Source organism: Sphingobium sp. Ant17 (assembly GCF_000588875.1).
GTDB lineage: Bacteria > Pseudomonadota > Alphaproteobacteria > Sphingomonadales > Sphingomonadaceae > Sphingobium.
Genome location: NZ_JEMV01000040.1, coordinates 25,090 through 36,749 on the forward strand (window position 1 = coordinate 25,090; position 11,660 = coordinate 36,749).

Annotated in this window: 11 protein-coding genes and 1 pseudogene; 5 read left to right on the forward strand and 7 right to left on the reverse strand. The window is 62.6% G+C overall.

All coding sequences use genetic code 11. From position 1 onward, the window contains the following. Position 1: 1 nt before the first annotated feature. A complete protein-coding gene (locus BF95_RS16790; RefSeq protein ID WP_043152748.1) occupies positions 2 to 904 on the reverse strand; it encodes a VOC family protein in 903 nt (300 codons plus the stop codon). 134 nt (positions 905 to 1,038) lie between these two features. Between BF95_RS16790 and BF95_RS16795 the strand changes: the two genes are divergently transcribed. Continuing rightward, positions 1,039 to 1,947, forward strand: coding sequence for a LysR family transcriptional regulator (locus BF95_RS16795; protein WP_043152772.1), 909 nt, complete (start codon positions 1,039 to 1,041; stop codon positions 1,945 to 1,947). A gap of 2 nt (positions 1,948 to 1,949) precedes the next feature. On the opposite strand, the gene BF95_RS16800 is transcribed toward BF95_RS16795, so the two are convergent. The 4 genes and pseudogenes from BF95_RS16800 to BF95_RS30760 all read right to left on the reverse strand — a co-directional run. Next, entirely contained in the window at positions 1,950 to 2,729 is a 780-nt protein-coding gene (locus BF95_RS16800) for an SDR family NAD(P)-dependent oxidoreductase (RefSeq protein ID WP_043152751.1), read from the reverse strand. Positions 2,730 to 2,745: 16 nt separating this feature from the next. Then, on the reverse strand, positions 2,746 to 3,165 hold the full coding sequence (locus tag BF95_RS16805) for a nuclear transport factor 2 family protein (RefSeq protein ID WP_043152754.1): 420 nt from the start codon (positions 3,163 to 3,165) through the stop codon (positions 2,746 to 2,748). 54 nt (positions 3,166 to 3,219) lie between these two features. Further along, positions 3,220 to 4,878 (reverse strand): TonB-dependent receptor, encoded by a 1,659-nt coding sequence (locus BF95_RS16810; protein WP_327195476.1) that lies wholly within the window; start codon positions 4,876 to 4,878, stop codon positions 3,220 to 3,222. A 362-nt stretch (positions 4,879 to 5,240) separates the two neighbouring features. Then, positions 5,241 to 5,678: pseudogene (locus BF95_RS30760) on the reverse strand (TonB-dependent receptor plug domain-containing protein); the annotation flags it as partial. Positions 5,679 to 5,880: 202 nt separating this feature from the next. Here BF95_RS30760 and BF95_RS16815 point away from each other — a divergent pair. Then, a complete protein-coding gene (locus BF95_RS16815) occupies positions 5,881 to 6,684 on the forward strand; it encodes an SDR family NAD(P)-dependent oxidoreductase (RefSeq protein ID WP_043152757.1) in 804 nt (267 codons plus the stop codon). 15 nt (positions 6,685 to 6,699) lie between these two features. Continuing rightward, positions 6,700 to 7,482 carry an SDR family NAD(P)-dependent oxidoreductase gene (locus BF95_RS16820; protein WP_043152758.1) on the forward strand — a complete coding sequence of 261 codons (783 nt, stop codon included), beginning with the start codon at positions 6,700 to 6,702 and terminating at the stop codon, positions 7,480 to 7,482. A 228-nt stretch (positions 7,483 to 7,710) separates the two neighbouring features. Here BF95_RS16820 and BF95_RS16825 read toward each other — a convergent pair whose 3' ends face one another. Continuing rightward, complete coding sequence (locus tag BF95_RS16825) at positions 7,711 to 8,133, reverse strand: nuclear transport factor 2 family protein (RefSeq protein ID WP_200866994.1); 423 nt, start codon at positions 8,131 to 8,133, stop codon at positions 7,711 to 7,713. A gap of 214 nt (positions 8,134 to 8,347) precedes the next feature. Next, positions 8,348 to 9,880, reverse strand: a complete 1,533-nt coding sequence (locus tag BF95_RS16830) for a long-chain-fatty-acid--CoA ligase (protein WP_043152762.1) — start codon at positions 9,878 to 9,880, stop codon at positions 8,348 to 8,350. Between the two features lie 174 nt (positions 9,881 to 10,054). Here BF95_RS16830 and BF95_RS16835 point away from each other — a divergent pair, with 174 nt between their 5' ends. After that, complete coding sequence (locus tag BF95_RS16835; RefSeq protein WP_043152763.1) at positions 10,055 to 10,816, forward strand: SDR family NAD(P)-dependent oxidoreductase; 762 nt, start codon at positions 10,055 to 10,057, stop codon at positions 10,814 to 10,816. 14 nt (positions 10,817 to 10,830) lie between these two features. Next, on the forward strand, positions 10,831 to 11,580 hold the full coding sequence (locus tag BF95_RS16840; RefSeq protein ID WP_043152764.1) for a ThuA domain-containing protein: 750 nt from the start codon (positions 10,831 to 10,833) through the stop codon (positions 11,578 to 11,580). The last annotated feature ends 80 nt before the right edge of the window (positions 11,581 to 11,660 follow it).

An 11,660-nucleotide genomic window follows, 5' to 3' on the forward strand; every position in this document is an offset into this window, starting at 1 on the left:
CTTATACCTCTACTGGCTGAAACAGGCCCTTGTCGGCCTCTGGATGGGGCATGGTCTGGGGTCCGCCGACGCCAACGCCCCACTGGTCCATCACGGTCGGTCCAGGCACATGGACCTGATCGACATGATGCTCGAAATCCACCTCTTCCAGTTCCGACGTATATTCGACCGCAAAGCCATTGGGCGTCGTGAAATAGCTGAACGTGTTGTTCCCGGCGGTATGACGCCCAGGACCCCACAAAATGTCGGTGCCCTTTTTGCGCAGGCGGCTGATGCCGCGCATCATGTCGTCCACCGTCAGCATGTCATAGGCGACATGGTTGAGGCAGGCCGGTCCGGGCAAAAGCGCGATGCGGTGATGTGCGCTGTTGCAGCGCAGGAAGCACATGAAATCGCCCAGCCAGTCGCTGACCCGCATGCCCAGCACATCGACGAAGAATTGCACCATCGCCTTGTGGTCGGGCGAATGGAGAACGATGTGGCTGATCTTCTGCGGCACGCCATCCCAGCGGTGCATTTCCCGTGCCGTGCCGCGCGCGACGTCGCTCGAAATCTCATACGGCAGGCCATCGGGCGAGAAGAAGCGGAAGCCGTAGCCGCCGCCCAGCGTGGTAAGGTCTCGCGGCGCGAAGATGATCTGGCATCCCGCCTCCGTAACCTTCTGATGCAGGGCATCGACATCGGCGCGGCTGTCGGCCGCCAGAGCGATGACATCGACGCGCTTGTCCTCGGCGGCACGCAGGCGAACGACATGATGTTCGTCATTCCCCTCGGCCGCGAAGTGCAACATGCCATCCTGCATGCCGACATCCTTCAGCCCCCAGACATCGCGGTAGAAGCTCTGTTCGGCTTCCAGATCGGTGACGGCATAGCCGACAAAACGAATTTCAGTGACGCGGCTCATAATGATCCTGCTCCAAATATTGTGGGTCGGTTCGTCCACCGACGACCTCGTGCCAAGCCTATAGGGCGGAATTCCACGATTGATAAAAGGATTGTTTTGATGCAATTCAATTCATATTGTGAATGGAGAGGCATGTGCGCTTCAAGGGTCTGGACCTTAATCTGCTGGTGGCGTTCGACGCGCTCATGATCGATCGAAGCGTATCGCGCGCGGCAGAGCGGGTGAATTTGAGCCAGCCTGCCATGAGCAACGCGCTTTCCCGCCTACGCGCCTATTTCGGCGACGACCTGCTGATTGCGCACAACAAACGCATGTATCCAACGCCGTTCGCCGAAACCCTGGTCCCGCAGGTGCAGGCGGCGTTAGCAACGATGGAAAGCGTGGTGGCGACATCGCGCCATTTCGATCCGGCAACGTCCAGCCGCACGTTCCGTGTCATGACGTCGGACTATATTGCCACCGCCGTCCTCTTCCCGATGATCACCCGTCTCGCCTCGACCGCGCCGGGCGTGCGGATCGAACTGCTGTTGCCCAGCCAGAGGCGGATCGAATTGCTCGACAACGGCAATATCGACCTGCTGATCACGCTGGAGGCTTATCTCACGCCGGAACTGCCGTCGGATTTTCTGCTGGAGGACCGCTACTGGCTGGCGGGGCGGGCCGATCACCCTGCCCTGGTCGATGGCATCACGCTCGAAACGATGCTGGCCTATGAGCATGTGCTGGTAGCGATCGGCGAAGAACGGCTGCCCAGTTTCGGCGACGCGTTTCTCGACCGGATCGGTATCCAGCGTCGTGTGGCGATGACGACGCCGAACTTTGCCATGCTCCCCTGGCTGTTACAGGAAACCGATTGGCTCACCCTGATGCAGGGGCGGCTGGCACATCTGATGCAGCGCAACTTCGCCATCACGATCGTGCCGCCGCCGGTGCCGATCCCGCCCTTGGTGGAAATGGCGCAATATCATGTCACGCGCAGCAATGACCCCGGCCTGCGCTGGCTGATCGATACGATCCGCGCGCAGGCCGCCGAGTCCGGTTGACCCTATACCCCGGTCATGCCCGCCGTTGACGCCCCGTCGATCGCATATTCGCCGCCGGAGATGAAGGCCGCCTCGTCCGACCCCAAAAACGCCACCAGCGCGGCGATTTCCTCGACCCGGCCCATGCGGCCCATCGGCGACATGCCCTCATAAGCGGCGCGGGCGGCGTCGGGCGATGGCGACTTGGCGATGATCGCACTGATCATTTCCGTCTCCACCACGCCCGGCAATATGGCGTTGCAACGGATCGGCAGCTTTTCGCTGGCGCAATGGATGGCGATCGACTTGGCCATCGCCAGCACGGCGGCTTTAGTCACCGAATAGGCCATATAATTGCCCATCACCTTATGCGCCGACATCGACGAATTGATGATGATCGACCCACATGGCCCGCCCGGATTGGCGCGCATCAGGCCAAGCGCGGTGCGCGCGGTCAGCATCACCCCGGTCTGGTTTACGCCGATGATACCGTTCCACCCGTCCATCGAGATCGTTTCGACGCTGCCGTCCTGGCTTTCGGTCCCGGCATTGGCGAAGACGATATCCAGTCGGCCGAACTCGGTGGAGATCAGCGCGGCCACCTGCGCCCAGTCCGCTTCCTCCTGCACCCGCGCCTTGACGAAGCGCGCGCCTGTCTCCGCGCACAAGGTCGCCGCGGCCTCTTCCTTCGATCCGGTGAACATCACCTGCGCGCCATCGCGCGCGAGCCGCTGCACCGTTGCCCGCCCGATGCCCGACGTGCCACCTGTGACCAGCGCCACCTTGCCCGTTAGATCAGCCATGTCGTTTCCTTGTCCTTCAATCGGCCATCAGCGTGCCGGACGCCCGCGCGATCAGTGCCGTGTCGAAATAATAGGGGGTGATGCCGCAAAATTTGTCGCCGCGCAGGTGGAAAACTTCACATAGCGGCAGGGTTAGGCGCTCGCCATTATGGCGCGACGTCGCCTTGATCGTCACCATCACGATCGCATGATCGTCCGATACCGTGACATCCCCTGTCTCCAGCGCCGCATCGTCCCAGAAGCTGAACACCTTGGTATAGAGTTCACGCAAGGCGGACTTGCCGAGATATTCCCCGCCAAAGGGCAGGCTGTCGGCCTCGACGATGCGGAAATCGTCAGTCATCATCGCTTCGGCCGCATCCCATTGGCCAGAGCCAGTGAGCGCATAAATCTGTTCGACCATCGCCTTGACGGCGGCATAGCGTTGCGGGTCCATTTCTCTCTCCCAAAACAAGGCTGCCCCCGACCATCGGCCGGGGGGCGCAACCTATCAGAACCTGGTGCTGAGTTGCAGCATGACGGTGCGCGGCAGCGTGCCAAAGCCCAACTGGTCGGCATGGGCCGGGATGGCTCCGCCCGATGCGCCGCCAGTCGACGGACCATCGACCACGCCCGTCACATAGAAGCGGTTGGTCAGGTTCTTCCCGATCAGCGCCACTTGCCAGCGGTCATCCTCGGCCCCGACGCGAATGCCCGCGTCCAGCGTCGCATATTTGCTCTGGCGCGAGTCCGGGTTGCCAAAGCCCGACGGCAGATAGGCGCCGCTATAACGCACGTCGGCATTCAAGCCGAGCATCAGCCCATTGCCCATCGGTGTGTCATAGGAGGCACCGATCGTCCCGGTCCATTCCGGCGCGACCGACAGCGGCTTACCGCTCAGATCCTGCCGCACGCCGCCGCCCGGCAGTACGATGTTGCAGCCTTCGCCGACGCTCTGCCCGGCATAGCAGGGTGCCTGCGGGAAGCTGGTATAGCGCGCCCGGCTATAGTTGATCGACCCATGGATATTGAGACCCGCCACGGCGCGAGGGGCATATTCGAAATCAACCTCGACGCCCTTGGTCCGTGCGTCGGCGGTCAAGGTCTGGAAGGCGAAGATCGGCGAGTTGAAGAAGTCGACCTGCAAATTCTTATAAGCATAGCTGTAAAGGCCAAGGTTCAACCGAAGTTGATTGTCGGCCAGCGTCGTCTTGATCCCGCCTTCGAAACCGCGCGCGCGTTCCGGATCGAAGGTCAGATCGGCGACCGGATCGGCCGACAGCTTGGAATTGATGCCGCCGTTGGAAAAGCCACCGGATTTATAGGCGGTCTTGTAGGCACCATAGACTAATATGCCATTCACAGGCTTCCAGGTGATCGACGCTTCGGGCGACCAGTTGTTGAACGTCTGATCGGCGGTGATGACGCCCAGGCCATCGGGGTCGTTCTGGTCACGGAAGATCGCGGCCACACCGGCATTATTATAGGGCTGGGTGAAATAGCTGTCCTTGGTCTCATGGGTATAGCGCGCACCCACTGCCAGTTCGAGCGTCGGCACGATCTTCCACGTCGCCTGACCGAACAGGGCGACCGTCTCGCCATCGGTGAAGCTGGTCTTTCGCGTGGCAAGATATTCATCTTCCGACGCGGCGGCGCTGTTGGTCAGGCCACCCAGCACGATATATTGGTCGAAGGTCCGTTTGGTCTTTTGATACAGGCCACCGACCATCAGGTTGACCGGGCCGTCGAAGCTGGTGAGCGCCCGGAACTCGGTCGAAAAAGCGTCGAAGGTCGAATTTTCGGTCGCCCAGTTGCCCGCCGTGCTGGACTGGAAATCGCAGGCGCAGGCCCAGCGGTTGTTGTTCCAATTATAGTTGGTCACCGATGTCAGCGTGACATCGTCCAGCTCATAATTGATGTTCGCGGTGACGGCCCAGCTCTTATAGCGATTATAGAGGCTGCCATCTTCCTTGGCATAGGGGATCTGCGCCGCAAACTCGGCCGGCAGCTTGTTCTGGTGCGTTACGAAATCGCGCGCGCAGGCATAGCCGGTAAGCTGGCTCTCGCCGCTGGGGCAATTATAGGCGACATAGTTCCAGCTATTATTGTTGGTTTTATTATAGGAACCGGATGCTTGATGGTCGCGGTCAGCCGGTCGGTCGGCTCCCATTTCAGCGTCACGCGGCCAAGCAACTCCTTCTCGCCCGGCTGTTCCTCCGGCGCGGGGTTGGCGACCGAAAAGCCCGTCGCGCCGGTCGCAATGTCGAGCGTCGGATATTGGATCGGCGTCGACACGTTGCGATAATAGCCGCCATACATTTTCGACGCGCGTACCGCGACGCGCACACCCAGCGTATCGGTCAGCGGCCCGGACCCGACAAACTCGACCTGCGCCTGCTGCGCCTTGAACTCATAACCGGCGCGCGCCTTGAACTCCGGCGTCGCGGTCGGATCGGCGGTGGTCAGCGAGATCACGCCTGCCGTTGCATTCTTGCCGAAGAACAAGGCCTGCGGCCCTTTGAGGATTTCCACGCCGCCCAGGTCGAAAAAGCCTTCGTTGATGATCCGGCCCTGGCCATAATAGACCCCGTCGACCACTACCGCGACCGACTGTTCGATGCCGATCGAGGTGGAGGATGAGCCGATGCCGCGCAGCGTCAATTGCGCACCCGACCCGTTGGAGGCGCTGCCGACATTGAGGTTGGGCGTGCGCGCGGCGATCTTTTCGATCGAGGTCAGATCCTGCCGCTGGATCAGTTCGGCCGACAGCGCCGTGACAGCGACGGGCACATCCTGCACACTTTCCTCACGCTTGCGGGCGGTGACGACGATGTCGGTCAGCCCGCCTTCCTGCGCGGCGGCCTGCGGTGCCGCTTCCTGCGCCAACACTGGTTGGGCGAGGCCCATCGACAGTGCCATGGCGCTCGTCGCTACGGCATAGGCTGATCGTTGCGCGAAAATCCTGGTCATTGCTTCACCCTCACCTGCTTATATTTTTGAAATCGCATCCGGGCATGGCGCGCTCGGCGCCTACCGGTCAGCCCTAGATGCGCGTATCGGCCAGGCAGCGAACCTGCAAAAAACGGCAGGTGAAGCGCGCGCCCGCAGCGTAGACAAGCATCGGGTTAAAAAAGCGTGCCCGCGTGACGGGCGGAACGGGAAAGGAATCGCTGTGGCGGGAAGACTGGATGGACGAGTCGCGCTGGTATCGGGCGCGCTCAGGGGGATCGGCCATGCCATCGCGCAATGCCTGGCGGCCGACGGCGCGATCACGATCATCACGGATCTGGACGCGGCCGACAGCCAACCCGTCATCGACATTCTCGCGGCGATGCCGAACGCCCGCTATCTGCGCCTCGACGCGACCGAGGAAGCGGCGTGGCAGGCCGCGCGCGACGCCATCGAGGCTGATCATGGCCGATTGGACATCCTCGTCAACAATGTCGGCGCGGACCTGACCGGCAAGGTGCAGGATATTGAGCTGACGTCGTGGCGGCGGCTGATGACGCTCAACATGGACACGGTGTTCTTAGGCACCAAGACCTTCCAGCCGATGCTCGCCCGCACCGGCGCGACCACGCCCTATGGCTCCAGCATCGTCAATATCAGCTCGATCATGGGCCTGGTCGGCATGGGCGAAGTATCGGCCTATAATGCGTCCAAGGGCGCTGTGCGGCTGTTCACCAAATCCAATGCGCTCGAATTTGCCGATGCGGGCGTGCCGATCCGCGTCAATAGTGTCCATCCCGGCTTCGTCGACACGCCGCTTTTGCGCAAGGGCATGGAGCGCTGGGCGGAGCGCGACGGCACGGTGACCGCGCAGGAGCTTATCGCGCAGATGGCCGAAACCACGCCGGTCAAGCGGCTCGCCCAGCCGATGGAGATCGGCAAGGTCGTCGCCTTCCTCGCCAGCGACGACGCCAGCTACATGACCGGCAGCGAAGTCGTGGTCGATGGCGGCTGGACCGCGCGCTAAACCAAAGGATAGTTTATGAGCAATTTCGATTTGACCGGCACGGTCGCCCTGATGACGGGTGCCAGCGGCGGCATCGGCAGCGCCACCGTCCAGGCGCTCGCCGACGCAGGCGCGCGCGTGATCGCCACCGACATGGCACAGACGGCGACCGTCGCGGGCGCGGCCGACTATCGCCCGCTCGATGTCACGGACGAGGATGGCTGGGCCGCGCTGGCGGCCTATGTTGATGCCACTTATGGGCGGCTCGACATATTGGTGAACAATGCGGGCATTTCGGTCACCGACGCGATCGCCGACACCAGCCTCGCCACCTTCCGCCACTGTATGCAGATCAATGTTGAGGGGATTTTCCTTGGCACCCGCGCCATGGCCGATCTGCTCGCCAAAAGCGGAGCGGATCGGCGCGGCGGATCGTCGATCATCAACCTGTCCTCGGTCGGGGGACTGGCGGGTGCGCCCTTCATGTCGGCCTATTGCGCGTCCAAGGGCGCGGTGCGGCTGTTCACCAAATGCGCCGCGCTCGAATATGCCGCGCTCAAGCAGCCGATCCGCGTGAACTCGGTCCATCCCGGTGGCATCGACACGCATATGATGGACACCATCTATGCCCGCTATGTCGAAACCGGTGCCTTCCCCGACGAAGAAACCGCGCGCGCCACCGTATCGGCGGGCCATGCCCTGGGCCGCATGGGCACGCCGCAGGAAATCGCCGACGGCATCGTCTATCTCGCTGCGCCGGCCGCCAGTTTCATGACCGGCTCCGAACTCGTCATAGACGGCGGCATGACCGCGCATTGAGGGATAATCCTCCCCTATTAGGAGAGGTGGCAGGGCGCAGCCTGACGGAGGGGTGCCACCCTCTCGATAGGGCTGCGCCCCTCCACCATTTCGTGGTCCTCCTCCCCTTACAGGGGAGGATTTTTTAGTTACCGTCGCACGAAAAAAAAAAAAAAGACCCGGTCGCACTCAAGCGGCCGGGTCAATTCCCACCCCCTCATGGAGAGCGAGCGGGCGGAAATGCCCTCCTCAGGTCTGGTGGATGATGGTGAAGGACCGGCTCTGAAAGAACCATTGCCCGTCCCGCTTCACCAATTTGTCATTGTAGCAGGCGCGCGCGCGCTTATCCTTGCCCGTCTCCGGCTCGGCATAGACTTCGGAAAAATAGGCCCGAGCCTGCGCGCTATCGCCATCCACCCGGATCATTCCCGGATTTACGAGGAAGCTGAGCTGCGGATAATGCGGCATCGCGCCCGCCCACAGCGCGACGATGGCATCCTTGCCCGACACGATGCCCAGTTCTGGATAATGCGACAAATCCCAATGGCTGTCCTCGACCCAGAGCGATGCCCACAGATCCTGATCGACGCGATTGACCGCATCGGCATAGGTTTCCAGCAATTCGCGGATCGCGATCCGGTCCTCGATCGGCCCGGTAAAATTGGCGGTCAAAACCTCTCTCCTCATCCTGATTTGTGAGAGGATAGGCGGTGGCCGCCCAACCGGAACCTGCCGGAAATCGCAGGTTTTAGCGGCAAATCGTTTAGCGCGATGACTTCAACCTGACCCGTTCGTTTCGAGCGAAGTCGAGAAACGCCGCGCAATGTTTCTCGACTTCGCTCGAAACGAACGGAGATTGGGGATTTCAAGCCGAAGTCATCACATTCTAACGGTAATCATCCCGCAGCAAGCGGCGCAATATCTTGCCCGATGGGTTGCGCGGCAGGTCGCTGCGGAACTCCACCGTCTTGGGCGCTTTATAGGCCGCGATCCGCTCGCGTGCCCAGGCGATGAGCGCGGCGGGATCGGGCCTTTCCCCCTCCACCGGTACGACGATCGCCTTGACCGCCTCGCCCCATTTCGCGTCCGGCACACCGATCACCGCTACATCAGCAACGGCGGGATGGCTGTAGAGCGCGTTTTCGACCTCGGCCGGATAGACATTCTCGCCGCCGGTAATGATCATGTCCTTGATCCGGTCGGCCAGATACAGATAGCCATCGGCGTCCATCCGGCCCGCGTCGCCCGTCCGCAACCAGCCTTCGGCATCCAGCGCCTGCGCCGTATCGTCGGGCCGGTCGAAATAGCCGATCATGCACGCCTGCGACGCCACCATGATCTCGCCAATCTCGCCCACCGGCAGCGTTTCGCCCGCTTCGTTCGCGATCCGCACCCGCACGCCGGGCAATGGCACGCCGATGCCGCGCATCCGCTCGCTCCCCTGCGGGTCATGATCTTGCGGCGGCAAGCCGATGATCGTCCCCGCCGTCTCGGTCATCCCGTACATTTGCGCGAAACCGCAGCCGATCACCGCGATCGCCTGCCGCAACAGGTCGAGCGGGATCGCGGAGCCACCATAGCAGATGGTCTTGAGGAAGCTGAAATCCGTGTCGGCCGCCTGGGGATGATCGCACAATATGCGCAGCGCGGTCGGCACCAGCATGATCTTGGTAATGCGGAAGGTGACGAGCAGGTCCAGCACCCGCGTCGGGTCGAACTCGCGCACCACCACGCCGGTCGCGCCATGCTGCAAGGTCCACAGCCCCCAGCCCGACCCGCTGATATGGAAGATCGGCATCGCGATCAGCGACACATCCTGCGCCGTCCAGCGATACCAGTCGGGCAGCTTAGCCGACGGCACCGACGCGCGCAGGCCAAGCAGACTGCGGTTGGACAGCATCGCGCCCTTGGGGTTGCCGGTGGTGCCCGATGTGTAGAGCATCAGCACCGCCTCGTCATAGCCGACATCGCGGTGCGGATCGGCAGCGTCCTGCGCGTCGCGCCAGTCGGCAAAGAGCGGATGCCCCTCGCCCGCATCGGCCAGCAGGATCGCCGCCGCGCTGTCTGCCACCCGGTCGAGAAACTCCGGTTCCACGACGATCAGTCGCGGCCGCGCGTCGGCGAGGATATAGGCAACCTCCGGCGGGGCGAGCCGCCAGTTGACCGGCACCATCACCAGCCCCGCCTTCACCGCGCCCAGCCACAGCCCGAAATAGTCGTCGCGATTCTTGCCGAGATAGGCGATCCGATCACCCACGCCATAGCCCGCCGCGATCAGGCCGTTCGCCACCCGGCTCGCCTGTGCGTCGAGCGCGGCATAGCCGGTCTCGCGCCCTTCGAAAATCAGGGCGATGGCGTCGGGCGTCGCGGCGGCATGCGCCCTGACATGGTCCGCTACTTTGATCGCATCCGTCCCCATATACCCTCCGTTCTTGGGCCGCAGCATAACGGCAAAAGCCGCACCGTCCCCTCTTACAATCGCTAAGGGTCATATCTGGGGCGCTAACGCCCCTGACGCTTTTGCCAGTGCAGCGCCGCCCCTTTGCCGATAAACAGGCGGGTAAATACCGTGTGAACAGGAAAGGATGCCGTCATGGACATTGGTCTGAAGGGGCGCAAAGCCATTCTCGCAGGCGCCAACGCCAGCATCGGCCGGGCCGTCGCCAAGGTACTGGCCGCCGAAGGTTGCGACGTTGCGCTATGCGGCCGCACCCAGGGCAAGGTCGATAATGTCGTCGCCGAGGTCCAAGCGCTCGGCGTGCGCGGCATCGGCGCGTCGGTCGATGTCACCGATGCGGAAGCGTTTCCCAATTGGGTCAGCAGTGCCGCGCAGGAACTGGGCGGCTGCGACATTTTCATTTCCTTCGTCTCGGTCAATCCGGGCGAGGACACGCCCGAAGCCTGGACCACGGTGCTGAACGGCGACATCTTGCCGCTGGTGCGCGGCATCCACGCGGCGCTGCCCGCACTCGAACAGTCCGATGCCGGGTCCATCGTCACCATGTCGTCCACCGGCGCGCTGGAGGAGTTTATGGGGCCACAGCCCTATAATGCGCTGAAAGCGGCGGTCATCAACTACAGCGCCGCGCTGGCGCAGAAGCATGCGCCACAGGGATTGCGCGTCAATTGCATCTCGCCCGGCCCCATCTACACCGACGATGGCCCCTGGGCCTATATCAAGAAGAATATGACCGATTTCCATGACGGCATCCTCCAGCAGATCCCCTTCGGCCGGATGGGCACGGGCGAGGAACTGGCCAAGGCGATCGCCTTTATCGCTTCGCCCGCCTGCCGCTACATGACCGGGGCCAACATCCTGATCGACGGTGGCATCACCAAGGGCGTGCAATATTAAGCGGGGACGATAGCATGAGCGAGACACAGCCCGCGCGCATCAATTGCGTGCTGATCGTCGGCGGCCTCTATCACGACATGGACTTCGCCCGGCTGGAGCTGTTGAAGCTGCTGGGGGAAGACCCGCGCGTGCGGACCCGCGTGTTCGAGGATTATGGTCATCTCGACGCCATCCTCGCCGCCGACATGCTCATCACTTACACCTGCGACGTCGTGCCGCCCCTGCCCGCGCAGGAAGCGTTGCGCCAGTGGGTGCGCGATGGTGGCCGCTGGTATGCGCTGCACGGCACCAATTCGGTGCTGCGCCTGTTCGACAACGGCCTGTATGGCAGCCCGCGCTGGGCGCCGCTGATGATGGAAACACTGGGCAGCCAGTTCATCGCCCACCCGCCGATCGCCCCCTACCGGGTCGATGTCGCCGACCCCGATCACCCGCTGACCCGCGGCATCGAACCGTTCGAAACGACCGACGAGCTGTATCTTATGGAGCGGCATGGCGATCTCCACGTCCTGCTCGACACTGAATTTGCGGGCGAAGCGACCGGCTTCGACGAGCATCAGTGGGCGCAGGACCGACATCCGGTGATGTATATCAAGGCGCAGGGCGAAGGCGCGGTCCTCTACAACACGCTCGGCCATTGTCGCAGCCATTATGACATGCAGCCCTTCCTCGACTGGTGGCCCACCATCGACCGCTGCGCCTGGGATCTGCCGGTATTCTACGACCTGCTGCGGCGGGGTATTGCCTGGTGCAAGGGGGAGTAGAGAAACGAAAATCCTCCCCTGGCAGGGGAGGTGGCAGGGCGAAGCCCTGACGGAGGGGTATTCCCCTATCGATAGGGTGA